Annotated in this window: 25 protein-coding genes; 13 read left to right on the top strand and 12 right to left on the bottom strand. The window is 70.9% G+C overall.

Features of this window, described 5'->3' with window-relative positions; genetic code table 11:
* The first annotated feature begins 3 nt into the window (after nucleotides 1-3).
* Complete coding sequence (locus OO67_RS06265; protein ID WP_033297844.1) at nucleotides 4-1440, top strand: aldehyde dehydrogenase family protein; 1437 nt, start codon at nucleotides 4-6, stop codon at nucleotides 1438-1440.
* Nucleotides 1433-2335: an aldehyde dehydrogenase family protein gene (locus OO67_RS06260; protein WP_033297837.1), complete on the top strand. Its 903-nt coding sequence runs from the start codon at nucleotides 1433-1435 to the stop codon at nucleotides 2333-2335. The genes OO67_RS06265 and OO67_RS06260 overlap by 8 nt, the downstream gene beginning before the upstream one ends.
* 57 nt (nucleotides 2336-2392) lie before the next feature.
* On the opposite strand, the gene OO67_RS06255 is transcribed toward OO67_RS06260, so the two are convergent.
* Nucleotides 2393-2818 carry a hypothetical protein gene (locus tag OO67_RS06255; protein WP_033297836.1) on the bottom strand — a complete coding sequence of 142 codons (426 nt, stop codon included), beginning with the start codon at nucleotides 2816-2818 and terminating at the stop codon, nucleotides 2393-2395.
* A gap of 63 nt (nucleotides 2819-2881) precedes the next feature.
* Here OO67_RS06255 and OO67_RS06250 point away from each other — a divergent pair, with 63 nt between their 5' ends.
* A complete protein-coding gene (locus tag OO67_RS06250; protein ID WP_078597665.1) occupies nucleotides 2882-3586 on the top strand; it encodes a uridine kinase family protein in 705 nt (234 codons plus the stop codon).
* Between the two features lie 266 nt (nucleotides 3587-3852).
* On the opposite strand, the gene OO67_RS06245 is transcribed toward OO67_RS06250, so the two are convergent.
* Entirely contained in the window at nucleotides 3853-4599 is a 747-nt protein-coding gene (locus OO67_RS06245; RefSeq protein WP_033297832.1) for a SigE family RNA polymerase sigma factor, read from the bottom strand.
* A 169-nt stretch (nucleotides 4600-4768) separates the two neighbouring features.
* Between OO67_RS06245 and afsQ1 the strand changes: the two genes are divergently transcribed.
* The 5 genes from afsQ1 (at nucleotide 4769) to OO67_RS06220 (ending at nucleotide 8630) form a co-directional block, all read left to right on the top strand.
* Nucleotides 4769-5446 (top strand): two-component system response regulator AfsQ1, encoded by a 678-nt coding sequence (gene afsQ1, locus OO67_RS06240; RefSeq protein WP_078580519.1) that lies wholly within the window; start codon nucleotides 4769-4771, stop codon nucleotides 5444-5446.
* Complete coding sequence (locus tag OO67_RS06235) at nucleotides 5443-6975, top strand: sensor histidine kinase (protein ID WP_033297828.1); 1533 nt, start codon at nucleotides 5443-5445, stop codon at nucleotides 6973-6975. The genes afsQ1 and OO67_RS06235 overlap by 4 nt, the downstream gene beginning before the upstream one ends.
* Nucleotides 6975-7619, top strand: a complete 645-nt coding sequence (locus tag OO67_RS06230) for a hypothetical protein (RefSeq protein ID WP_051709175.1) — start codon at nucleotides 6975-6977, stop codon at nucleotides 7617-7619. Before OO67_RS06235 ends, OO67_RS06230 begins: the two co-directional genes overlap by 1 nt.
* A gap of 139 nt (nucleotides 7620-7758) precedes the next feature.
* Nucleotides 7759-8334, top strand: coding sequence for a VanZ family protein (locus OO67_RS06225; protein WP_033297826.1), 576 nt, complete (start codon nucleotides 7759-7761; stop codon nucleotides 8332-8334).
* 92 nt (nucleotides 8335-8426) lie between these two features.
* Entirely contained in the window at nucleotides 8427-8630 is a 204-nt protein-coding gene (locus OO67_RS06220; RefSeq protein WP_033297825.1) for a PspC domain-containing protein, read from the top strand.
* Nucleotides 8631-8704: 74 nt separating this feature from the next.
* Here the strand turns inward: OO67_RS06220 and OO67_RS06215 are convergent, their stop codons facing one another.
* A complete protein-coding gene (locus OO67_RS06215) occupies nucleotides 8705-9004 on the bottom strand; it encodes a hypothetical protein (RefSeq protein ID WP_033297823.1) in 300 nt (99 codons plus the stop codon).
* 134 nt (nucleotides 9005-9138) lie between these two features.
* Nucleotides 9139-10293: an adenosine deaminase gene (locus OO67_RS06210; RefSeq protein WP_033297821.1), complete on the bottom strand. Its 1155-nt coding sequence runs from the start codon at nucleotides 10291-10293 to the stop codon at nucleotides 9139-9141.
* Between the two features lie 103 nt (nucleotides 10294-10396).
* Between OO67_RS06210 and OO67_RS06205 the strand changes: the two genes are divergently transcribed.
* The gene (locus OO67_RS06205) at nucleotides 10397-11155 is read left to right on the top strand and encodes an alpha/beta hydrolase (RefSeq protein WP_033297819.1); all 759 of its coding nucleotides are present in this window, start codon (nucleotides 10397-10399) and stop codon (nucleotides 11153-11155) included.
* Between the two features lie 29 nt (nucleotides 11156-11184).
* Here the strand turns inward: OO67_RS06205 and OO67_RS06200 are convergent, their stop codons facing one another.
* Nucleotides 11185-12138: a LysR family transcriptional regulator gene (locus tag OO67_RS06200; protein WP_033297818.1), complete on the bottom strand. Its 954-nt coding sequence runs from the start codon at nucleotides 12136-12138 to the stop codon at nucleotides 11185-11187.
* 62 nt (nucleotides 12139-12200) lie between these two features.
* Here OO67_RS06200 and OO67_RS06195 point away from each other — a divergent pair, with 62 nt between their 5' ends.
* The 4 genes from OO67_RS06195 (at nucleotide 12201) to OO67_RS06180 (ending at nucleotide 15706) form a co-directional block, all read left to right on the top strand.
* Nucleotides 12201-13508, top strand: a complete 1308-nt coding sequence (locus OO67_RS06195) for an MFS transporter (protein WP_033297817.1) — start codon at nucleotides 12201-12203, stop codon at nucleotides 13506-13508.
* An 89-nt stretch (nucleotides 13509-13597) separates the two neighbouring features.
* Nucleotides 13598-14314, top strand: a complete 717-nt coding sequence (locus OO67_RS06190) for a L,D-transpeptidase family protein (protein ID WP_033297816.1) — start codon at nucleotides 13598-13600, stop codon at nucleotides 14312-14314.
* A 97-nt stretch (nucleotides 14315-14411) separates the two neighbouring features.
* On the top strand, nucleotides 14412-15398 hold the full coding sequence (locus OO67_RS06185) for a sigma-70 family RNA polymerase sigma factor (protein ID WP_033297815.1): 987 nt from the start codon (nucleotides 14412-14414) through the stop codon (nucleotides 15396-15398).
* The gene (locus OO67_RS06180; RefSeq protein WP_051709173.1) at nucleotides 15395-15706 is read left to right on the top strand and encodes a hypothetical protein; all 312 of its coding nucleotides are present in this window, start codon (nucleotides 15395-15397) and stop codon (nucleotides 15704-15706) included. Before OO67_RS06185 ends, OO67_RS06180 begins: the two co-directional genes overlap by 4 nt.
* A gap of 7 nt (nucleotides 15707-15713) precedes the next feature.
* Here the strand turns inward: OO67_RS06180 and OO67_RS06175 are convergent, their stop codons facing one another.
* The 7 genes from OO67_RS06175 to OO67_RS06145 form a co-directional block, all read right to left on the bottom strand.
* The gene (locus tag OO67_RS06175; protein WP_033297814.1) at nucleotides 15714-16058 is read right to left on the bottom strand and encodes an STAS domain-containing protein; all 345 of its coding nucleotides are present in this window, start codon (nucleotides 16056-16058) and stop codon (nucleotides 15714-15716) included.
* A 20-nt stretch (nucleotides 16059-16078) separates the two neighbouring features.
* Nucleotides 16079-16669, bottom strand: coding sequence for a Uma2 family endonuclease (locus OO67_RS06170; RefSeq protein ID WP_033297812.1), 591 nt, complete (start codon nucleotides 16667-16669; stop codon nucleotides 16079-16081).
* Nucleotides 16670-16767: 98 nt separating this feature from the next.
* The gene (locus tag OO67_RS06165) at nucleotides 16768-18045 is read right to left on the bottom strand and encodes a thymidine phosphorylase (protein ID WP_033297809.1); all 1278 of its coding nucleotides are present in this window, start codon (nucleotides 18043-18045) and stop codon (nucleotides 16768-16770) included.
* Nucleotides 18046-18178: 133 nt separating this feature from the next.
* Complete coding sequence (locus OO67_RS06160) at nucleotides 18179-18580, bottom strand: cytidine deaminase (RefSeq protein ID WP_033297807.1); 402 nt, start codon at nucleotides 18578-18580, stop codon at nucleotides 18179-18181.
* Nucleotides 18577-19866: an ABC transporter permease gene (locus OO67_RS06155; protein ID WP_033297805.1), complete on the bottom strand. Its 1290-nt coding sequence runs from the start codon at nucleotides 19864-19866 to the stop codon at nucleotides 18577-18579. The genes OO67_RS06160 and OO67_RS06155 overlap by 4 nt, the downstream gene beginning before the upstream one ends.
* A complete protein-coding gene (locus OO67_RS06150) occupies nucleotides 19863-20978 on the bottom strand; it encodes an ABC transporter permease (protein WP_033297804.1) in 1116 nt (371 codons plus the stop codon). The genes OO67_RS06155 and OO67_RS06150 overlap by 4 nt, the downstream gene beginning before the upstream one ends.
* Complete coding sequence (locus OO67_RS06145; protein ID WP_033298730.1) at nucleotides 20975-22585, bottom strand: ABC transporter ATP-binding protein; 1611 nt, start codon at nucleotides 22583-22585, stop codon at nucleotides 20975-20977. Before OO67_RS06145 ends, OO67_RS06150 begins: the two co-directional genes overlap by 4 nt.
* Nucleotides 22586-22595: the final 10 nt, after the last annotated feature.

The raw sequence follows: 22595 nt of genomic DNA, 5'->3' as shown, positions 1-22595 counted from the left end.
GCCATGGCATCCGCATTCGACTACGCACCGGCTCCGGAGTCCCGCTCCGTCGTCGACATCGCACCCTCGTACGGCCTGTTCATCGACGGTGAGTTCACCGATGCGGCCGACGGCAAGGTCTTCAAGACGGTCAGCCCGTCCACCGAGGAGGTGCTCTCCGAGGTCGCGCGAGCGGGCACGGAGGACGTCGACCGGGCCGTGAAGGCGGCCCGCAGGGCCTTCGAGAAGTGGTCGGCGCTGCCCGGCTCCGAGCGCGCCAAGTACCTGTTCCGGATCGCCCGGATCATCCAGGAACGCTCGCGCGAGCTGGCCGTCCTGGAGACCCTGGACAACGGCAAGCCGATCAAGGAGACCCGGGACGCGGACCTCCCGCTCGTCGCCGCGCACTTCTTCTACTACGCGGGCTGGGCCGACAAGCTCGACCACGCCGGTTACGGGCAGAACCCCCGTCCGCTCGGCGTGGCCGGGCAGGTGATCCCGTGGAACTTCCCGCTGCTGATGCTGGCGTGGAAGATCGCCCCGGCGCTCGCCACCGGCAACACCGTGGTGCTGAAGCCGGCGGAGACCACTCCGCTGTCCGCGCTGTTCTTCGCCGACATCTGCCGCCAGGCGGGCCTGCCCAAGGGCGTCGTCAACATCCTGACGGGATACGGGGACGCGGGCGCGGCCCTCGTCGAGCACCCGGACGTCGACAAGGTCGCCTTCACCGGCTCCACCGCGGTCGGCAAGGCCATCGCCCGGCAGATCGCCGGGACGGACAAGAAGGCCACGCTCGAACTGGGCGGCAAGGGCGCCAACATCGTCTTCGACGACGCCCCGGTCGACCAGGCCGTCGAGGGCATCGTGACCGGCATCTTCTTCAACCAGGGCCAGGTCTGCTGCGCGGGCTCGCGCCTCCTCGTCCAGGAGTCCGTGCACGACGAGGTGCTGCACTCCCTCAAGCGCCGGCTGTCCACGCTCCGGCTCGGCGATCCGCTGGACAAGAACACCGACATCGGCGCGATCAACTCCGCTGAGCAGCTCTCCCGGATCAGCGCGCTGGTCGAGACGGGCGAGGCCGAGGGTGCCGAGCGCTGGTCGGCACCCTGCGAACTGCCGTCCGCCGGATACTGGTTCGCGCCGACGCTCTTCACCGGTGTCACCCAGGCGCACGCCGTCGCCCGCGACGAGATCTTCGGCCCGGTGCTCTCGGTGCTGACCTTCCGCACGCCGGACGAGGCCGTCGCGAAGGCCAACAACAGCCAGTACGGCCTCTCGGCGGGCATCTGGACGGAGAAGGGCTCCCGCATCCTCGCGGTGGCGAACAAGCTCCGTGCGGGCGTCATCTGGGCCAACACGTTCAACAAGTTCGACCCGACCTCGCCGTTCGGCGGATACAAGGAGTCGGGCTTCGGCCGCGAGGGCGGCCGTCACGGTCTGGAGGCCTACCTCGATGTCTGACGAGCGACGACGCGTCTTCAAGACCTACAAGCTGTACGTCGGGGGCAAGTTCCCCCGCTCCGAGAGCGGCCGGGTGTACGAGGTGACGGACTCGAAGGGCAAGTGGCTGGCGAACGCCCCGCAGTCCTCGCGCAAGGACGCGCGTGACGCGGTCGTGGCCGCGCGAAAGGCGTTCGGCGGCTGGTCGGGCGCGACCGCGTACAACCGTGGCCAGGTCCTCTACCGCGTCGCGGAGATGCTGGAGGGCCGCAGGGAGCAGTTCGTACGGGAGGTGGCGGACGCCGAGGGACTGTCGAAGGCCAGGGCCGCGGCCCTCGTCGACGCGGCGGTCGACCGCTGGGTCTGGTACGCGGGCTGGACGGACAAGATCGGCCAGGTCGTGGGCGGCGCGAACCCGGTCGCGGGCCCGTTCTTCAACCTGTCCACCCCGGAGCCGACGGGTGTCGTGACCGTCCTCGCCCCGCAGGACTCGTCGTTCCTGGGCCTGGTGTCGGTGGTCGCCCCGGTGATCGCCACGGGGAACACGGCGGTCGTGATCGCCTCGGCGGACGCGCCGCTGCCCGCGCTCTCGCTGGGCGAGGTGCTGGCCACGTCGGACCTGCCGGGCGGTGTGGTGAACATCCTGTCGGGGAGGACGGCGGAGCTCGCGGCCCCGCTGGCGTCCCACCAGGACGTCAACGCCATCGACCTGACGGGGGCGGCGGGCGACCCGGCCCTGGCGAAGGAGCTGGAGGTCGCGGCGGCGGACAACCTGAAGCGCGTCCTCCGTCCACAGGCTGTGGACGGCGCGGACTGGTCCGCCGAGCCGGGCACCCGGCGCCTGACGGCCTTCCTGGAGACCAAGACGGTCTGGCACCCGACGGGTGCACTGGGGGCCTCCGGCTCCTCGTACTGACCCGGACACGGCGTGGGGCCGCCTCATGGGCGGCCCCACACGCATGCGTACGCCGGATCAGCCGGTGATCAGGCCGGTGACCTCTCCGATGACGGGCAGATCACCGAGCGCGGCACCGCTGGTGAGCGGGTCGGTGACCAGAGCCGTGGTCACCGGCTTGAAGTCGGCGACCTGGGTGCCCACCGCGTTGTCCAGTGGGTCCACGCCCGTCCCGGCCAGCGGGTCGAGCTGAAGGTCCGTCACGGGCTTGACGGCTCCCGCGAGCCCGTAGCCGAGTGCGCTGGTCAGCGCGGGCGCCGCCGCGTCACCGACCGCCCCCAGGGTGCTGTCCGCGGTGTCCGCGCCGGTGGCGGGCGGGACGGGCAGAGGCGCGGCCTGGGCGGCCGCGCCCCCCGCACCGAGCGCCGCGCCCAGCGCGGTGAGGGTCAGACCTGCGCGCAGCAGAGCGCGGTGCCGGGGCTTGGACAGTGCATGACGTGCCATGTTTTCCCACCTGATCGGGACGTGTCGGGTAATCTTCCGTGCGCGCAGAGTAGTTGAGGTGTGATGCTCGATACCAACAGGACCTCCCGGGGATCCCCTGCGCGGGTCAATGCCTCACACTTCTGTTCTGTGAGTTCCCAACCGATCCCCACGCGTGTCGTGCTGCTCGCCGGTCCGTCCGGCTCCGGCAAGTCGTCCCTCGCGGCCCGCAGCGGTCTCCCGGTGCTACGCCTGGACGACTTCTACAAAGAGGCGAACGATCCGACACTGCCGCGGGTCACCGGCAGCGCGGACATCGACTGGGACTCCGCCCTGTCCTGGGACGCGGACGGCGCGGTCGCGGCCATAGAGGAGCTGTGCGGCACCGGGCGTACGTCCGTTCCCCTGTACGACATCGCCACGAGTTCACGGACGGGCCGCGAGACGCTCGACATCGAGCGCACGCCCCTGTTCGTCGCCGAGGGGATCTTCGCGGCGGACATCGTGGAGCGCTGCCAGGATCTGGGGTTGCTCGCGGACGCGCTGTGCCTGCGCGGCCGGCCGTCGACGACGTTCCGCCGCCGTCTGATGCGGGATCTGCGGGAGGGCCGGAAGTCGGTGCCGTTCCTGCTGCGGCGCGGCTGGCGGCTGATGCGGTCCGAGCGGCGCATCGTGGCCCGCCAGACGGCGCTGGGCGCGTACCCCTGCGCCAAGGAGGAGGCCCTGGGCCGCCTGGCCGCAGCGGCGGCGGGGCGCTGCCGGACCCCTCGGAGCCGGGTGCCGAACTAAGGGCTGTCCACCGGGGCACGCGAGCCCGGCATGATCCGCACGAGAGGTCGTGGGGGCGGCCGGCGGGGCTCACGGCCTGTCGGCAAGGCCCTGTCGGGCGCGGCGGAGGAGGGGGTGCGGAGCCCCCGTAAACCGGAGAAGCGCGGCGGGGGCGGACAGGACCCCCCGGCCCGTCCCCCCCCGCCGCACACCACCCCCGTACCGCCGCCTCCCCCGAAGCGGCGGTTCCTTCCCCCGTTCCCCGTTACCCCGTTCCCCCGTAGACCTCAGGCCACCAGCTCGCCGAAGGACTCTTCCTCGTCACGTCCGAAGCTGAGGACCTCGTCCTCACGCAGCCGGCGGAGCGACCGCCAGATGCTCGACTTCACCGTGCCGACACTGATGTCGAGGATGGACGCGATCTCCGGGTCCGTGCGGCCCTCGTAGTAGCGGAGGACCAGCATCGTGCGCTGGAGTTCGGGCAGCCGCGCGAGTGCCTGCCAGAGCACCGCCCGCAGTTCCGTGCCCCGCATCGCGTCCGTGTCGCCCACCGTCTCCGGCAGCTCCTCGGTCGGGTATTCGTTGAGCTTGCGCCTGCGCCACGCGCTGATGTGCAGGTTGGTCATGGTGCGGCGGAGGTATCCGCCGACCGCGGCCTTGTCGCTGATCCTGTCCCACGCCCGGTACGTCGAGAAGAGGGCGCTCTGCAGCAGGTCCTCGGCCTCGAACCGGTCGCCGGTCAGGTGGTAGGCGGTGGCGTACAGGGAGGCGCGGCGCTCCTGGACGTAGGCGGTGAACGCCGCTTCGGCGTCCTCCGCCCGGTCCAGGGACGTCCGCTCCCCCGAGACCTCCCCGTACGCGCTTCCCCCGTTTTCCCCCGTGGGCGCGTCAACCATCGTCAGGTACGACGCGTGCTGACGCCCGGCGCCACGAACGCACCCCCGTACTCCGGCGCCGGACTTCTCCTGGCTCCGCCCGACGTCGTGAAGGCGCGTGGCAACTGCGCTTGAGGTGGTGCTGTGCAGTGCGTTCATCTGGCGCCCCCCATCGGTGGAGTCCGTTCGTTCCGTGTGTCAACGAGCTTGCCGGGGCAGTTTCATGGCGCTGTCCCCCGACTGTCACAGAGCTGTCACAGGGCATGTCCGCGGATCAAGTCGGGGGGATTGTCGAAACGTGGCACCACCATGGGCCAGAATGACCCCCGTGCCTTTCCTGTTGCTGATCGAGGACGACGACGCCATCCGCACAGCCCTCGAACTCTCTCTGTCACGCCAGGGCCACCGTGTGGCCACCGCGGCGACGGGAGAGGACGGCCTGGAGCTGCTCCGTGAGCAGCGGCCTGACCTGGTTGTGCTGGACGTGATGCTGCCCGGGATCGACGGTTTCGAGGTCTGCCGGAGGATCCGGCGTACCGACCAGCTGCCGATCATTCTGCTGACCGCGCGCAGCGACGACATCGACGTCGTGGTGGGACTGGAGTCCGGCGCGGACGACTATGTCGTGAAACCCGTGCAGGGCCGGGTGCTCGATGCCCGTATCCGCGCGGTCCTGCGGCGCGGGGAGAGGGAGTCCACCGACTCGGCGACGTTCGGGAGCGTCGTCATCGACCGCTCGGCGATGACCGTCACGAAGGACGGGGAGGATCTGCAGCTCACGCCGACCGAGCTGCGGCTCCTGCTCGAGCTGAGCCGCCGCCCCGGACAGGCCCTGTCCCGGCAGCAGTTGCTGCGCCTGGTGTGGGAGCACGACTACCTCGGTGACTCACGGCTGGTGGACGCCTGTGTACAGCGGCTGCGGGCGAAGGTGGAGGACGTGCCGTCCTCGCCGACCCTGATCCGTACCGTGCGGGGTGTGGGCTACCGGCTGGACTCGCCTCAGTGAGCGATTCCGCGAAGCGTTCCATACTCGCGGGTCTTCGCTGGACCAGCCTGCGGCTGCGGCTGCTGATCGTGTTCGCACTGGTGGCCCTCACCGCGGCGGTGTCCGCGTCGGGCATCGCGTACTGGCTCAACCGGGAGGCCGTCCTGACGCGTACGCAGGACACGGCACTGGGCGACTTCCGCCGCCAGATGCAGAACCGGGCGGCCTCGCTGCCGCTGGAGCCCACCGCGGACGATCTGCGGGAGGCCGCCGAGCAGATGGCGAGCAGCGGGCCGGGCTACCACGTGCTGCTGATCGGCGCCCGTGACGGCAAACCCGTCACCGGCACGTCCGACCTCGACTCCTTCACCAAGGCGGACGTGCCCGTCTCGCTGCAGAAGCAGGTGAACAAGAAGCAGCCGCTGACGTCGGCCAACGCCTTTGAGTACCACCTGTTCTGGCAGCGCACGACCCTGGGCGGCACCCCCTACCTGGTGGCCGGCACGAAGATCATCGGTGGTGGCCCCGCCGGATACATGCTGAAGTCGCTCGACCAGGAGCGCGAGGACCTCAGTTCCCTGGCGTGGTCCCTGGGGATCGCCACCGCGCTGGCCCTCCTCGGCTCGGCGCTCCTCGCCCAGGCCGCGGCGACGACCGTGCTGCGGCCGGTGCAGCGGCTCGGTGACGCGGCCCGCAAGCTCGGCGAGGGCAAGCTGGACACCCGTCTCGTGGTCTCCGGCACCGATGAACTCGCCGATCTCTCCCATACGTTCAACAAGGCCGCGAGCTCCCTGGAGAAGAAGGTCGCGGACATGAGCGCGCGGGAGGAGTCGAGCCGCAGGTTCGTCGCCGACATGTCGCACGAGCTGCGCACCCCTCTGACCGCGATCACCGCGGTCGCCGAGGTGCTGGAGGACGAGGCGGACAGCCTGGACCCGATGATCGCACCGGCCGTGCACCTGGTGGTGAGCGAGACCCGGCGGCTGAACGACCTGGTCGAGAACCTCATGGAGGTCACCCGCTTCGACGCCGGGACGGCCCGCCTCGTCCTGGACACGGTCGACGTCGCGGACCAGGTGACCGCCTGCATCGACGCCCGCGCCTGGCTGGACGCGGTCGATCTGGACGCGGAGCGCGGCATCATGGTGCGGCTGGATCCGCGCCGGCTCGACGTGATCCTGGCGAATCTGATCGGCAACGCCCTCAAGCACGGCGGGTCACCCGTCCGGGTGTCCGTGCGGACCGACGAGGACGAGCTGGTCATCGAGGTGCGTGACCACGGCCCCGGCATCCCCGAGGAGGTGCTGCCGCATGTGTTCGACCGCTTCTACAAGGCGAGTGCCTCCCGTCCGCGTTCCGAGGGCAGCGGTCTCGGCCTGTCGATCGCCGTGGAGAACGCCCACATCCACGGCGGCGACATCACGGCCTCGAATCTCCCGGACGGCGAGGGCGCGGTGTTCGTACTGCGGCTCCCCCGGGACGCGGAAGGGCTGACCGGCACCCCGGGAAGCGACGACCCCGACCGGAACGAGAAGGGCGACGCGAAGTGATGCGCAGTGAGCGGGCGTACGGCGCACCGCGCGGGGGCGGGCCGGGGCGGCCCGGCAGGGCCGTCGCCGTGCTGGCCGCCGTCGCGGCGTGTGCGGCGCTGGCCACGGGCTGCGGCATCCGCAGCACGTCGGTGCCGGTCGACGCCGGGGCGGCTCCGTCCCGCATGCCGTGCCGGACGGCGTCGGCAAAGGCGTCGCCGCCGCCGGAGAGCGTCTCGGTGCGGGTCTACCTGGTGTGCGCGTCGCAGCTGGTGACGGTGGAGCGCACGGTCGAGGTCGACGAGTCCCGGTCGGACCCCCTCCTGGTCGCGCAGGCGCTCCTGACCGAGCTGCAGCGGCAGCCGGACGCCGACGAGCGGCGCGCCGGTTTCTCCACCGACGTGCCGGCGGGGCTGCGGGTGGCCGACGCCCACGAGGGGGACCCGGAGGGCACGCTGCGCCTCAGCGAGCAGCCGGACGACCTCCCGGCGGAGGCGCTCGCGCAGGTGGTGTGCTCGTACGCGGACAGCGAGCCGCTCGGCTCCGGAGGTTCGGTGCTGCTCGGCGGACCGGGCAATTACGCCCCCCGGGGCTATCTGTGCACGTCGGAGACTAAGACCCGGCCCGCCGAGGTGCCCACGCTGGGCGCGGTCGAACTGTCCTGAGGCCTCCGGGGAGCCGCCGGCAGGCCCGGTACGGTCCCGGGGCTCACCCCTGGGCCCCGGGGCGCCCGGGCCCCCGTGCCGCTCGTCACAGAGCTTCCCGGAGCCGGGCGGAACCGATCCTGCCGGTCGTGGCGTCTTCGTGCACGTGCGTCACAGTCCGGACGGCCCGGCCGTCATCCGCTTCCGTGCGGCGGGGGTCTTCCTCCTCCTCGCGCATCTTCTGTTCGTCGGCTGGCTGACGCTGCGCCCGCTCGACGTGCCCTGGGTGACGGCCGCGAACTTCCAGCCGTTCGCCGGGATCAGGGCGGATCTGGCCCTCGGCCGGGCCGAGGCGTTGCGCCGTATCGGGGAGGGCCTGCTGCTGCTCGCGCCGCTCGGCATACTGCTGCCGATGGCCGGCGGCAGGCTGCTCGTCTCCCCGTGGGCCTCTCTCGCCCGTACGGTCGCGGCCGGGGCACTGATCTCGATGGCCATCGAACTGGCGCAGACGGGGGTGCCGGGGCAGGTCGTCGACGTCGACTCGCTGCTGCTGAACACCGCCGGTGTCGCGCTGTCGCACCTCCTGGTCGTCCCGCTGTCGCGGTCACGGCTGCGCCGTGGCAACCGGGCGGGGGCCGGCGACCTGTCCCGGATCGGGAACGGCACCCGGGCGTCCCTGGGCGAGGCCTCTCAGGGGGCGACCCCGACGATTACCAGGGTCGGTATCGCCCCGTAGAGCGATGCTTTGTACCCCTTCGCGGAGCCACTATGGAGGTACCGGGAGCACCACGGAGCTGCTCCCCGAAACGGTTCGCGAAGGAGCTCACCATGGCCGCACTTGTCCGCCCCCGTGAGGGACGCATGATCGGTGGGGTGTGCGCAGCGCTCGCACGGCGCTTCGGCACTTCCGCAGGGACCATGCGCGTCATCTTCCTGGTGTCGTGCCTGCTCCCCGGCCCTCAGTTCCTGCTCTACCTGGCGCTGTGGCTTCTGCTGCCGTCGGAGAAGAGCCAGGCCGCGACGGCCTGGTGACCGCCGGGCCGCGGGGAGAAAGCCGTGGGGCGCACACCCGGTCCGGGTGTGCGCCCCACATGCGGGTGCGGTGGTCAGCCGCCGAGCGGCAGGACACCGGTCAGGCCACCGGCGGGCAGCCCGCCGAGCAGGTTGGTGCCGGGAGCCGAGAGGTCGCTGCTGCTGCCGCGCTGCTGCTGGTCGAGGAGTCCGCCGGCCACCTTCTGCACGGCGGGCAGCGCGTCGGTGACGGAGTCGAGCGCGACACCGGCGGGCAGGGCGCCGGCCACCGCGTCGACGGGCACGGCGACGGCGGAGGCACTGCCCGCACCGGCTGCGACGAAAGCGGCGCCCAGAGCGGCGACACCGAGGGTCCTGACGGCTGACTGCTTCATGTGAAATTCATCCTTGGGGAAGGGGATGTGAGCGGCTCCGCAACGTAATCAGCCCCGCACCCCTCCCGCAAACATGCCGGGACACGGAAAACGGCCGGGACCGGATGGTCCCGGCCGTTCCCCCTGTGTTTCACTCAGCCCGCGACGGATGAAGACCCGCTGGTCACAGCCGTCTGCCGGAAGAGCCACTCGGACTTCAGCTCCGCATATCCAGGCTTCACGACGTCGTTGATCATCGCCAGACGTTCATCGAAAGGAATGAACGCTGATTTCATCGCATTGACTGTGAACCACTGCATGTCATCGAGCGTGTATCCGAAGGTCTCGGTCAGTCGCTCGAATTCCCCGCTCATGCTGGTCCCGCTCATGAGCCGGTTGTCCGTATTCACGGTGGCGCGGAAATGCAGTTTCCTCAGCAGTCCGATGGGGTGCTCGGCGTACGAGTCCGCGGCACCGGTCTGGAGGTTGGAGGTCGGGCAGAGCTCCAGCGGGATCCGCTTGTCGCGCACGTACGAGGCGAGGCGCCCCAGCGTCACGCTGCCGTCCTCGGCGATCTCGATGTCGTCGATGATGCGCACACCGTGACCGAGCCGGTCCGCGCCGCACCACTGCAGGGCCTGCCAGATCGACGGCAGGCCGAAGGCCTCGCCCGCGTGGATGGTGAAGTGGTTGTTCTCGCGCTTGAGGTACTCGAAGGCGTCCAGGTGGCGGGTGGGCGGGTAGCCCGCCTCGGCGCCGGCGATGTCGAAACCCACCACTCCCAGATCGCGGTAGCGGTTGGCGAGTTCGGCGATCTCCAGCGCGCGGGCCGCGTGCCGCATCGCGGTGAGGAGGGCGCCGACCCGGATGCGGTGGCCGTTCGCGCGGGCCCTGCGCTCGCCCTCGCGGAAGCCCTCGTTGACCGCCTCGACGACCTCTTCGAGCGACAGGCCGGCGGTGAGGTGCTGCTCGGGCGCGTACCGCACCTCGGCGTAGACGACACCGTCCTCGGCGAGGTCCTCGGCGCACTCCGCGGCCACCCGGAACAGCGCGTCACGGGTCTGCATGACGGCGCAGGTGTGGGCGAACGTCTCCAGGTAGCGCTCCAGCGAACCGGAGTCGGCCGCCTCGCGGAACCAGATGCCGAGCTTGTCGGGTTCGGTCTCGGGCAAGGCGTCGTAGCCCTGCGCCAGGGCCAGTTCCACGATCGTGCCGGGGCGCAGGCCGCCGTCGAGATGGTCGTGGAGCAGCACCTTGGGCGCGCGGCGGATCTGGTCGGGACCGGGGACGTTCAGGGTCTGGCTCGTCATTCGGGCACTCTAACGCCTACGCGCGTAGAATGCTGGGTGTCGATACGTAACAGTGACCGCGAAGCCAGCTGGAATACACCTGCCCTTCTGACACTGTTCTGTCATGGCACAGCGCGCACTTCCCCTGCCTGCCGCCAGGCTGGGACGGGCCGTCCTCACGGCCGGAGCAGCACCCGAGGTCAGCGGCGTCGTCCTGCTGCTCCCGGACGGCGAGACGGAGTCCAGACGCCGCCCCTCCCTCTTCTCGTACGCGGCGCAGCTGCCGTTCGCCCGCGCCCTGGCCCGCACCGGCCGGACCGACGGGCTCGCGGTGCACGTCGTGCGCTACCGCAGCCGGGGATGGAACGCCGGCGCGGATCCGGCGGCCGACGCCCACTGGGCCGCCGACGAGGTCGTACGCCGCTACGGCGACATCCCCGTGTGCCTCGTCGGGCACGGCATGGGGGGCCGGGCCGCCCTGCGCGGCGCCGGGCACGACGCCGTCAACTCCGTACTGGCGATGGCCCCCAGCCTTCCGGAGGGCGCGGAGCCGGAACCCGAACCGGTGAAGCACCTGGCGGGGCGCCGGGTCCTGATCGTGCACGGCACGAACGACGCGCGGACGAATCCGGAGCTCTCCTACCGGCTTGCCGAGCGCGCCAAGAAGACCAACCGGGACACCTGCCGCTTCGAGGTCCACTCCGACGGGCACGCGCTGCGCCAGCACCGCTCCGAAGTGATGGCGCTGGCCTCGGACTTCATCCGGGGTTCGCTGTTCGCCCGGTCGTACGCGCGCCCGGTCGCCGACGCGTTCGCCGCTCCCCCGCCGCTGGGACTGCGGATGCCGCTGGCGGCGGGGTTCGGGCGGTCGCTGAGGCACTGAGGGGGCCGGCCGGCGCCGGGGGCGGTTCCTCAGTCCGGCAGCAGGCTCCCCCGGCGTGACAGCAGGAAGCGCTTGAAGGCGGCCACCGGCGGTGTGTCGGGATGGCCGTCCAGCCAGGCGACCCCGATCTCGCGGGCCGCCCGCGGCGCCGTCACCGTCAGCTCGACCACGCCGGGCCGGGCGACGGCCGGCGGCGGCAGCAGCGCCACCCCGAGCCCGGCCGCGACCAGACCGCGCAGCGTCTCCGCCTCCTCGCCCTCGAACGCGACCCTCGGGGTGAAGCCGGCCTCGGCACAGAGGTCGTCCGTGATCCGCCGCAGGCCGTATCCGGGTTCGAGGGTGACGAACGTTTCGTCGGCGGCCTCGGCGAGGCGGACGCGCCGACGGCCCGCGAGCCGGTGGTCGTCGGGGACGACCAGGCGCAGCCGCTGCTCGTCCAGGCGCCGGGCCACGAGGTCCGGGGCGTCGGGGACGGGCGAGGTGAGGCAGAGGTCGAGGCCGCCGGCCCGCAGGCGGTCGATCATCGCCTCGCCGTAGTTCTGCACGAGCTGGAAGCGGACACGGGGGTGGTCGGCGCGGAAGGCGCGGATCAGGGCGGGCACGGTCTCGGAGCCCATGGTGTGCAGGAAGCCGAAGGCGACCTTGCCCGCCGTGGGGTCGGCGTCGGCGCGCACCGAGTCGGCCGCCTTCTCCACCTCGGCCAGCGCGCGTTCGGCGGAACCGAGGAACGTGCGGCCCGCGGGGGTGAGGGAGACGGTGCGGCCCCGGCGGGCGAACAGGGCGACCCCCAGGTCCTGTTCCAGCCTCACCATGGCGCGCGACAGTGTCGACTGCGGGACGCCGAGCTCGTGCGCGGCGCGGGTGACGTGCTCGTGGCGGGCCACCGCCTCGAAGTACGCGAGGCGTGGCGCGAGCACGGCTCGGATGTCTTCTTCGTAACTGCCCGGTGACAGCCGTTGCTGTGAGCTGTATTGATGCGCCATGGGAACGATTATGAGCGTTTCATGCATTGGACGCATGAAACCGCGCGCTCTACGTTCGCTGTATGCCTCCTGCCAGTACCGGGGCGTCCACCATCGTGCTGGGCGCCGCCGTTCCGTCATCCCCCGCCACCGTCTCCCCGGCCGTCCCGGACCGCCTCACGCCCGGCGGTCCCGGCTACCGCAGGATGAGCTTCGCGCTCTTCGCGGCGGGGATCGCGACCTTCGCCCTCCTCTACTCGACCCAGGCCCTGCTGCCCGCCGTCTCCGCCTCCTTCGGCGCGACGGCAGGCCAGGCGAGCTGGACGGTCTCAGCGGCGACCGGTGCGCTGGCCCTGTGCGTCCTGCCCCTCAGCGCGCTCTCCGAGCGCTTCGGGCGGCGCCAGATGATGACGGCCTCCCTGGCGGTCGCCGTGGTGATCGGCCTCCTCGTCCCCTTCGCCCCGTCGCTCGGCTGGCTGATCGCGCTGCGCGCGATCCAGGGCGCGGCACTGGCCGGACTGCCCGCCTCCGCGATGGCCTACCTCGCCGAGGAGGTACGGCCCAAGGCCCTGGTGGCCGCGATCGGACTGTTCGTGGCGGGCAACAGCATCGGCGGCATGAGCGGCCGCATCCTCGCCGGATGGATCGCCCAGCTGTGGGGCTGGCGGATGGCGCTCGGCGCGATCGGGCTGCTCGCCGTGGCCTGCGCGGTGGTCTTCCACCTCATGATCCCGAAGGCCCGCCACTTCAGCCCCTCCACGCTCAACCCGAAGGCCCTGGCGAAGACCGTCGGCGACCACCTCTCCAACCCGCTGCTGCGCAGGCTGTACGCGATCGGCGCCCTGTTCATGACGGTGTTCGGCGCGGTCTACACGGTGATCGGCTACCGGCTCGTCGAGGAGCCCTTCGGCCTCCCCCAGGGCATCGTCGGCTCGATCTTCCTGGTCTACCTCGTCGGCACGCTCTCCTCCGCAGCCGCGGGCCGGCTCGTCGCCCGGCTGGGCCGCCGGGGCGCGCTCTACCTCGCCGTCTCCACGACGGCCGCGGGACTGCTGCTCTCCCTGGCCGACCAGCTGGCCGCCGTCCTGGCCGGCCTCGTCCTGATCACGGCGGGTTTCTTCGCCGGGCACGCGGTCGCCTCGTCGTCGGTGAGCCGTACGGCGACGTCGGGCCGCGCCCAGGCGTCCGCGCTCTACCAGTCCGCCTACTACCTGGGCTCCAGCGCGGGTGGCACGCTCGGCGCCGTCGCCTTCCACGCGGGGGGCTGGGCCGGCACGGTCGTGCTGGGCGTCCTGGCGGTCCTCGGCGTCCTGTCGATCACCCTGTTCGGGACCCGGGCCGCCCGGACCGAGCGGCTCCGCGCCGCGTCCCCGGCACCGGTGCACAACTGAGACCTTCCCGGCACAACCGCTGCTCCCCTGAGCGCGTCCAACAAGCGGAGTCACACACCGCGGGCGAACGCGAAGGGGAGCAGGCGTACATGACGAACATGGGGAAGATACGCGGCGTACGGGTGCGGCGTGGGGCCGTCCTGACCGTCGCCGGCCTGGTGGCCGCTCCGGCCATGGTCCTGGGCACCGGGACGGCCGCCCAGGCGGCGTCCTGCACGGCGTCGAAGGGTCCGTACCAGAAGCAGGTCGAGAAGTGGCTGGGCCGGACGGCCGACGGCCGGCAGTCGGCGGCCGACTGCAAGGCGATCCGTTCGTTCCAGGTCTCGAAGGGCCTCACCCCGGCCATCGGGTACGCGGGGCCGGTCACCTGGCGCACGATGAAGACGATCACCGCCCAGAAGGCTGCGGGGAAGAACCCCAACGCCGCGAAGAAGTGCCCCACCAACAAGGGGCGCATCGCGTGCGTGGACCTGACCAGGCAGCTGAGCTGGATCCAGGACGGCTCCAAGCTGAAGTTCGGCCCGGTGCCGGTGCGCACGGGCCGCAACGGCGACGAGACCCGGACCGGCTCCAGGAAGATCTACTGGCGCAGCATCAACCACTGGTCGACGCTCTACGACGTCCGCATGCCGTACGCCCAGTTCTTCGACGGCGGGCAGGCGTTCCACTCGGTCACCAAGTCCATGTACAACAACCCGGGCTCGGCGGGCTGCGTCAACATGCGCCCGGCGGACGCGAAGTCGTACTGGAACCTGCTGAAGAACGGCGACGACGTCTACGTCTACGGACGCAAGCCCGGCACCTGAGCAGCGGTTTCCACGCTTCCCGCCCCGGTTGTCAGTGCCCTGCGGTAGCTTCCACAGTGCTGAGTGAGCGGTGTCACAGCGCAACAGGGGTGGAGCGATGAGTGATCTGACAGCGGCGGCCGACATCGACAGCCGTCTGGAGGGACACCGGGTCGAGCTGACGGGTTACTGCTACCGGATGCTCGGCTCGGCCTTCGAGGCGGAGGACGCGGTCCAGGACACGCTGGTGCGCGCCTGGCGCAACTTCGACAAGTTCGAGGGCCGTTCCTCGCTGCGCTCCTGGCTCTACCGCATCGCGACGAACGTCTGCCTGGACATGCTGAAGGCGGGCAGCAAGCGGGCCAGGCCGGTGGATCTGACCGGCCCGACTCCGCTGGCCCAGGCCGCGCTGAACCCCCTTCCGGAGAACACCTGGCTGGAGCCGATGCCGGACGGGCGCATCCTGCCCTCGGTGGCCGACCCGGCGGAGGCCGCCGTGGCCCGTGAGTCGGTGCGCCTCGCGTTCGTCGCCGCGCTCCAGCACCTGCCTCCCAAGCAGCGCGCGGTGCTGATCCTGCGCGAGGTCCTGGCGTGGAAGGCGAGCGAGGTCGCCGAGCTGCTCGACACCACGGTCGCGTCGGTCAACAGCGCCCTGCAGCGTGCCCGGGCGACCCTGTCGGACACGGAGAACACGGCACCGGACACCGCGAACCCGCTGGACGACGAGCAGCGCAAGCTGCTGGACCGCTACGTGGCGGCCTTCGAGGGGTACGACATGGCGGCGCTGACGGCGCTGCTCCACGAGGACGCCGTGATGACCATGCCGCCGTTCGACCTCTGGCTCCAGGGGCACGACGACATCACGGGCTTCATGCTCAGCATCGGCGCGAGCTGCGCCGGCTCGCGGCTGGTGGCGACTGAGGCCAACGGCACCCCGGCCTTCGCGCACTACAAACCCGATCCGGACGGCCCGGGCTTCGTGCCGTGGGCGGTGCAGGTCATCGACATCTCGGACGGCGCCATCACCGGGATGCACTGCTTCCTGGACACCCCGCGCTGGTTCCCGCTGTTCGGGCTTCCGGACCACCTGGACGCCGACGCGTGAGGGTGAGTCGTCCGGTGGTGATCGGCTGGGCCCTGCTGGCGGCCGGTGGGTGGGCGGCGACGCTGTGGCTGGGCGAGCCGGCCGCCACGGCGGGGCCGGGCCCCTCACCCGCGGTCCGCGTGACGGGCGACAACCCCGAACCGGGGCCGCAGCCGGAGGGCGGCTCGTGTCCGACGCCGAGTGCGTCACCCTCGGCCGGCGCCGATCCGTCGGTGCTCGCCAAGGTGCCGGGCGAATACAGCAAGGAGTACGTGCAGGGGGTCGCCTGCATACACGTCACGGCACGCGACAGCGCCAGGGCCCGCTGAGCATAGGTCACTCCGGGGCCGGCCGGATGTTACGCACCACGTCGGTCAGCCCCACCAGGTCGAGCAGCGCCCTGAGTTCGGCCGGGACGTTGCGCAGCCGCAGCTCGACGCCCCCGGCCCGGCGTGCGACGAGCCCCAGCCGGGCAACCACCTCGACCAGGGCCAGATCCGGGCGCACGACCCCGCCCACGTCGCAGTCCACCACGGCGACCGCTGAGGGGCCACTGAGCAGTGCCTCCAGCTCGGCGCAGAGCGCCGGCACATCGGCGCGGGTGATCCGGCCGGTGAGGACGAGGGCGTTCGGAGTCATGGCATCCACACCAGGGAGACCGGTGGGATGCCCGGAACTCATCGGCCGGGCGCGCTCGTGTCTCAGCTGACCGGGAAGATCCCGGTGTCCAGATCCAGCTTGAACGGCTTCGGCAGCGTCAGCGTCTGCCCGTACTCGACCGCTTCCAGGACCCGGTAGGTGCCGTCGCTCGGCTCTCCGTACAGGGTCGCGGTCGGGCGGCCGGTGTGCCAGGGGTCGAGCAGCAGGAACAGCTCGACCCCTGCCTTCGCGTACCCGTGCGCCTTGCCGATGCGGTCGTGGTTGGCGTTGGCCGGTGAGGTGATCTCCACGACGAGCCGGACGTCCTCCGCCGGTACGCGATTGCCGGGGCCCGACGCGACCGCGCGCGGCAGGACGACGAGATCGGGGATGTAGAGCCCGGCCCGTCCGGGCACGGAGACGCCGAGCGTCTGGTAGATCTCCCAGTCCTCCGGGATGACGGTGTAGAGCCTGCGCTGGAGCAGCGCCGCAGTGGTGTTGTGGTCCTTGGACGGCGGTGGCGACACGGTGACGATCCCCTCGATGATCTCCACCTTGCAGCCCTCGGGTGCGTCCGTCTCCTCCCAGATCCGGACGAGGTCGTCCCAGTCCTGACCGTGGCCCGGCCCGGGATCGACGGTGAGTGCGCCCATGGCGGTCTCCTCTTATCGGTGCGTCACCGATAACAGCATGCCGAACGGGACCGGTGGCGGTCCACCGGTCCCGTTCACCCGAAAGGGAAAGCCGCAGGTCAGGCGATACGTTCCCGCACCACCGGCGTGGCGGTGAAGGGGGTTCCGGCCGGGGCGATGTCGTACGAGCCGGGCAGGGCCTTCAGGGCGTACTCGAACTTCTCGGGGGTGTCCGTGTGCAGGGTCAGCAGCGGCTGTCCCTCGGTCACCGTGTCGCCCGGCTTGGCGTGCAGTTCGACGCCCGCGCCCGCCTGCACCGGGTCCTCCTTGCGCGCGCGGCCCGCGCCGAGGCGCCAGGCGGCGACGCCGACGTCGTAGGCGTCGAGGCGGGTCAGGACACCCGAGGACGGGGCGCTGATCACGTGCTGCTCACGGGCGACGGGGAGCTCGGCGTCCGGGTCGCCGCCCTGGGCGGAGATCATGCGGCGCCAGACGTCCATGGCGGAGCCGTCGGCCAGGGCCTTCTCCGGGTCGGCGTCCTTCAGTCCCGCGGCGTCGAGCATCTCCCGGGCGAGGGCCAGGGTCAGGTCGATCACGTCCTTCGGGCCACCGCCGGCCAGCACCTCGACGGACTCCCGCACCTCCAGGGCGTTGCCCGCGGTCAGGCCGAGCGGGGTCGCCATGTCGGTGAGCAGCGCCACGGTCCGTACGCCGCTGTCGGTTCCCAGTGCGACCATGGTGGAGGCCAGTTCGCGGGCGTCCTCGATCGTCTTCATGAAGGCGCCGGAGCCCACCTTGACGTCCAGGACGAGCGCCCCGGTCCCCTCGGCGATCTTCTTGGACATGATCGAGCTGGCGATCAGCGGGATCGCCTCGACGGTGCCGGTGACGTCGCGCAGCGCGTACAGCTTCTTGTCGGCGGGGGCGAGCCCGTCACCGGCCGCGCAGATCACCGCGCCGGTGGTGTCCAGGACGTCCAGCATCTCGGCGTTGGAGAGGTGGGCGCGCCAGCCGGGGATGGACTCCAGCTTGTCGAGGGTGCCCCCGGTGTGGCCGAGTCCCCGGCCGCTGAGCTGCGGCACGGCGGCGCCGCAGGCGGCGACCAGCGGAGCGAGCGGCAGGGTGATCTTGTCGCCGACGCCGCCGGTGGAGTGCTTGTCGGTGGTGGGGCGGGAGAGGGCGCCGAAGTCCATCCGCTCGCCGGAGGCGATCATCGCGGCGGTCCAGCGGGCGATCTCGGTGCGGTTCATGCCGTTCAGCAGGATCGCCATGGCCAGTGCGGACATCTGCTCGTCCGCGACCTCGCCGCGGGTGTACGCGTCGATGACCCAGTCGATCTGCTCGGGGCTGAGCTCGCCCCGGTCCCGCTTGGTGCGGATGACGGAGATGGCGTCCATGGGATGGGAGTCCTTCCGGCCGGATGGGTAGGCGAGAGTCCCGTTGACTCTACGCGCATAGAGGGCGGACGTTCCGCCACGCCGTCCGGGCGGGCCGGTCGGGCCCGCCCGGAAGCGAAACGGCTGCGGGGTGCTACCCCAGGTGCTGCGGCCCGAAGGCCTGCGGCAGCATCTCGTCGAGCGTACGGAGACCTTCCGGCGTCTCCAGGACGAGTGCGGGTCCCCCGAACTCGTACAGCAGCTGCCTGCACCGTCCGCACGGCATGAGCACCGCGCCCGTGCCGTCCACGCAGGTGAAGTGGGTCAGCCGGCCGCCGCCCGTCGCGGCGAGCTGCGAGACCAGCCCGCACTCGGCGCAGAGGCTGAGGCCGTACGAGGCGTTCTCGACGTTGCATCCGGTGATGAGGCGGCCGTCGTCGACGAGGGCCGCCACGCCGACGGGGTAGCCCGAGTACGGGGCGTACGCCCGGGACATCGCGTCCCGGGCGGCCGCGCGCAGCACGTCCCAGTCGACGGGTACCGCGCCGTCCGTCACTTCCCCTGCCCCTTCCGGTAGCGCATGCCGTCCGCCTTGGGCATGCGCAGGCGCTGAGCCGAGAGCGAGAGCACGAGCAGGGTGACGATGTACGGGGTGGCGCTGACGAACTCGGTGGGCACGGTGTCGGTGGCGAGGTACCAGACCAGCACCGCGGCGGCGATGACCGCGCTGATGACACCGGGCACGAAGCGCTTGCGGTAGAGCTTCCAGGCCGCGAGGACGGCCAGCATCACCACGAGCAGGAGGAGCAGCGCGTGGACGGACTCTCCGCCGTTGCGCAGCTGGAGCGCGTCGGCGAAGCCGAACAGGCCGGCGCCCATGGCGAGTCCGCCGGGCCGCCAGTTACCGAAGATCATCGCGGCGAGGCCGATGTACCCGCGGCCGCCGGTCTGGCCCTCGTTGTAGATGTGCGAGGTGACCAGCGAGAGGAACGCGCCGCCGAGACCGGCCAGGCCTCCGGAGATGATCACGGCGATGTACTTGTAGCGGTACACGTTCACGCCCAGGGACTCGGCGGCGACGGGGTTCTCACCGCAGGAGCGCAGCCGCAGACCGAAGGAGGTCTTCCACAGGACGAAGAACGTGCCCACGAACAGCGCCACGGCCACGAGGGTCAGCAGCGAGACATGGGTGACGAGTCCGCCGAGGATGCCCGCGACGTCGGAGACGAAGAACCAGTGGTGCTTCTCGACCGAGTGCAGCCAGTCGGAGAGACCGGGCACCGTGACCGTGGTGATGCTGTCGGCCGGCGGCGACTGCTTGGGACTGCCGCCCTTCTCCGCCGCGACTCCGGTGTTGAACCAGAGCTTGGCGAAGTACGTCGTGAAGCCGAGGGCCAGGATGTTGATCGCGATGCCGGAGATGATGTGGTCGACGCCGAAGGTGACGGTGGCGAACGCGTGCAGCAGGCCGCCGAGCATGCCGCCCACCACACCGGCGAGAACGCCGATCCAGGGGTCGGTCTGCCAGCCGGCCCAGGCACCGAAGAAGGTGCCGAGGATCATCATGCCTTCGAGGCCGATGTTGACCACGCCGGCCCGCTCGGCCCACAGTCCGCCGAGACCGGCGAGTCCGATCGGTACGGCCATCGCGAGCGCCGCGCTGATCTGACCGGCCGAGGTGACGTCCTGTGCCCCGGTGACGGCCCGCACGGCGGACAGCGCGAGCAGGGCACCCGCGATGATCAGCAGGACGACGGGAAAGCTGAGGCGGGTGCGGCCGCCCTTGCCGCCGGAGACCTTGGGGGCCGCGGGCGGCGGGGTGGAAGTCGCCGTGGCGCTCACGCCGACACCTCCTGCTGGTCGGAGTTACGTGCGGCCTTGGCGGCGAGTTCCGCGCCGACCTTGCTCTGCTGGCGCTTGAGGCCGTAGCGGCGGACGACTTCGTAGGCGATGACGACGCACAGGACGATGACGCCCTGGATGACGCCGACGATCTCCTTGTCGTAGCCCTCGAATTCGAGCTTGCCCGTGCCGCGCTCCAGGAAGCCCCAGAGCAGCGCGCCGAGTGCGATGCCGATGGGGTGGTTACGGCCGAGCAGCGCGATGGCGATCCCGGTGAAGCCGATGCCGACCGGGAAGTCACCGCTGTACTCGTAGCTGTCGTTGAGCAGCGTCGGCATCCCGATCAGTCCGGCCATTCCGCCGGAGATCAGCATGGAGGTGACGACCATCTTCTTGACGTCGACACCACTGGCCTCGGCGGCCGAACCGGACTGTCCGACCGTGCGGAGGTCGAAGCCGAACCGGGTCCGGCCGAGCGTGAACCAGTACGCGAACCCGGCGACGACGGCGATCACGATGAAGCCCCAGACGGGCGTCGGCGTGGTCGGGAACTCGAAGAAGTGCGAGGACTCCGGGATGGGGGTGGTGGACACCTTCGTACCCGCCTCGTCCAGGTGGCCCAGGCGGCCCTGCTGGAGGAGGTAGCCGATGATCGCCGTCGCGATGGAGTTCAGCATGATCGTCGAGACGACCTCGCTGACTCCGCGGGTGACCTTCAGGAGTCCGGCGACACCGGCCCACATCGCGCCGACGATCATCGCGGTGAGGATGATCAGCGGGATCTGGAGTGCGCCCGGGAGGGTCAGTGCCCCGCCGAGAGCGGCGGCGAAGAACGCGGCCAGGCGGTACTGGCCGTCGACGCCGATGTTGAAGAGGTTCATGCGGAAGCCGATGGCGACCGCGAGACCTGCGAGGTAGTAGGTCGTCCCCTTGTTGAGGATGTAGACCTGGCTGTCCGACTTGAGCCCGTAGTCGAACATGATGCCGAAGGCGCTGAACGGTTCCTTGCCGGTGGCGGCCAGCACCAGAGCGGTGACCAGGAACGCGACCACGATCGCGAGCAACGGGGCGGCGATCCCCAGGAGCAGCCGCTCCTTGTCGAACTTCTTCATCGGTCCTCTCCCCCGTCCCGGGGGTCGGTTTCGGAGCTGTCGGCCCCGGAGCGGTCGCTGCCGCCCGGTGCCTCCAGGTGGCCGGCGGCCGCGCCGGTCATCGCCGAGCCGAGTTCCTCGGGGGTGACGGTGGCCGGGTCGGCGTCGGCCACGAGCTTGCCGCGGTACATGACGCGCAGCGTGTCGGAGAGCCCGATGAGCTCGTCCAGGTCGGCGGAGATGAGCAGGACCGCGAGGCCCTCATGGCGCGCCTCGCGGATCTGGTCCCAGATCTGCGCCTGCGCACCGACGTCGACACCCCGGGTGGGGTGCGCGGCGATCAGCAGCTTGGGGTGGTGGCTCATCTCGCGGCCGACGATCAGCTTCTGCTGGTTGCCGCCGGAGAGCGAGGCCGCGGTGACCTCGATGCCGGGGGTGCGCACGTCGTACTCGCGCACGATCCGCTCGGTGTCGGCGCGCGCCGCCTTGGGATCGAGGAAGGCGCCCTTGCTGTTGGGCTTCTCGGTGACGTGGCCCAGCATGCGGTTCTCCCAGAGCGGCGCGTCCAGGAGGAGGCCGTGCCGGTGCCGGTCCTCGGGGATGACGCCCATGCCGTCCTCGCGGCGCTTGCGGGTGGCCGCGCGGGAGATGTCCGCGCCGTCGAGGGTGAGCGCCCCGGTGTCGAGGGGGCGCATGCCCATGATGGCGTCGACGAGTTCGGACTGGCCGTTGCCCTCGACGCCCGCGATCCCGAGGACTTCGCCCTTGTGGATCGTGAAGGTGATGCCGTCGAGCACCGCGCGCACCACGCCGTCGGGGTCGGTGGCCGTCAGCCGCAGGTCCTCCACGGCCAGCATCGGGATGTCGGTGACGGTCGACTCCCGGGTTTCGGGCGAGGGGAGTTCACTGCCCACCATCAGCTCCGCGAGCTGCTTGCTGGTGGTGTGCGCGGGATCGGCGGTGCCCACCGTCGTACCGCGCCGGATCACGGTGATCTCGTCCGCGACCGACAGCACCTCGCCCAGCTTGTGGGAGATGAAGATGACGGTGAGGCCCTCCGCCTTCAGCTCGCGCAGGTTGTCGAAGAGGGCGTCGACCTCCTGCGGCACGAGGACCGCTGTCGGCTCGTCGAGGATCAGGGTGCGGGCGCCGCGGTAGAGGACCTTGAGGATCTCCACGCGCTGGCGGTCGGCGACCCCGAGGTCCTCGACGACGGCGTCGGGGCGGATACCGAGGCCGTACGCGTCGGAGATCTCCTTGATCTTCGCCCGCGCCTTGTCCCCGATGCCGTGCAGCTTCTCGGAGCCGAGAACGACGTTCTCGAGGACCGTGAGGTAGTCGGCGAGCATGAAGTGCTGGTGCACCATGCCGATTCCGCGGTTGATGGCGTCACCCGGGCTGCTGAACGAGACCTGTTCACCATCCACGGAGATGGTGCCCTCGTCCGGCTTCTGCATCCCGTAAAGGATCTTCATCAGGGTGGACTTGCCGGCGCCGTTCTCACCGACGAGGGCATGGACGGTGCCGCGGCTCACCGTGATGTCGATGTCGTGGTTGGCCACGACGCCGGGAAATCGTTTGGTGATGCCGCGGAGCTCTACGGCGTGGGGACTGCTGGACGCTTTGATGGCGCACTCT

The sequence above is a fragment of the Streptomyces atroolivaceus genome (genome assembly GCF_000717025.1).
Lineage (GTDB): Bacteria > Actinomycetota > Actinomycetes > Streptomycetales > Streptomycetaceae > Streptomyces > Streptomyces atroolivaceus.
This window is presented reverse-complemented; position numbering and strand designations above follow the sequence as displayed.

What these genes read in the sequence shown, in the direction of transcription:
- OO67_RS06265 (WP_033297844.1), top strand. Translation starts at nt 4, where the DNA reads ATGGCATCCGCATTCGACTACGCACCGGCTCCGGAGTCCCGCTCCGTC.
- OO67_RS06260 (WP_033297837.1), top strand. Translation starts at nt 1,433, where the DNA reads ATGTCTGACGAGCGACGACGCGTCTTCAAGACCTACAAGCTGTACGTC.
- OO67_RS06255 (WP_033297836.1), bottom strand. Translation starts at nt 2,818, where the DNA reads ATGGCACGTCATGCACTGTCCAAGCCCCGGCACCGCGCTCTGCTGCGC.
- OO67_RS06250 (WP_078597665.1), top strand. Translation starts at nt 2,882, where the DNA reads ATGCTCGATACCAACAGGACCTCCCGGGGATCCCCTGCGCGGGTCAAT.
- OO67_RS06245 (WP_033297832.1), bottom strand. Translation starts at nt 4,599, where the DNA reads ATGAACGCACTGCACAGCACCACCTCAAGCGCAGTTGCCACGCGCCTT.
- OO67_RS06230 (WP_051709175.1), top strand. Translation starts at nt 6,975, where the DNA reads ATGCGCAGTGAGCGGGCGTACGGCGCACCGCGCGGGGGCGGGCCGGGG.
- OO67_RS06220 (WP_033297825.1), top strand. Translation starts at nt 8,427, where the DNA reads ATGGCCGCACTTGTCCGCCCCCGTGAGGGACGCATGATCGGTGGGGTG.
- OO67_RS06215 (WP_033297823.1), bottom strand. Translation starts at nt 9,004, where the DNA reads ATGAAGCAGTCAGCCGTCAGGACCCTCGGTGTCGCCGCTCTGGGCGCC.
- OO67_RS06210 (WP_033297821.1), bottom strand. Translation starts at nt 10,293, where the DNA reads ATGACGAGCCAGACCCTGAACGTCCCCGGTCCCGACCAGATCCGCCGC.
- OO67_RS06205 (WP_033297819.1), top strand. Translation starts at nt 10,397, where the DNA reads ATGGCACAGCGCGCACTTCCCCTGCCTGCCGCCAGGCTGGGACGGGCC.
- OO67_RS06200 (WP_033297818.1), bottom strand. Translation starts at nt 12,138, where the DNA reads ATGGCGCATCAATACAGCTCACAGCAACGGCTGTCACCGGGCAGTTAC.
- OO67_RS06195 (WP_033297817.1), top strand. Translation starts at nt 12,201, where the DNA reads ATGCCTCCTGCCAGTACCGGGGCGTCCACCATCGTGCTGGGCGCCGCC.
- OO67_RS06190 (WP_033297816.1), top strand. Translation starts at nt 13,598, where the DNA reads ATGACGAACATGGGGAAGATACGCGGCGTACGGGTGCGGCGTGGGGCC.
- OO67_RS06185 (WP_033297815.1), top strand. Translation starts at nt 14,412, where the DNA reads ATGAGTGATCTGACAGCGGCGGCCGACATCGACAGCCGTCTGGAGGGA.
- OO67_RS06175 (WP_033297814.1), bottom strand. Translation starts at nt 16,058, where the DNA reads ATGAGTTCCGGGCATCCCACCGGTCTCCCTGGTGTGGATGCCATGACT.
- OO67_RS06170 (WP_033297812.1), bottom strand. Translation starts at nt 16,669, where the DNA reads ATGGGCGCACTCACCGTCGATCCCGGGCCGGGCCACGGTCAGGACTGG.
- OO67_RS06165 (WP_033297809.1), bottom strand. Translation starts at nt 18,045, where the DNA reads ATGGACGCCATCTCCGTCATCCGCACCAAGCGGGACCGGGGCGAGCTC.
- OO67_RS06150 (WP_033297804.1), bottom strand. Translation starts at nt 20,978, where the DNA reads ATGAAGAAGTTCGACAAGGAGCGGCTGCTCCTGGGGATCGCCGCCCCG.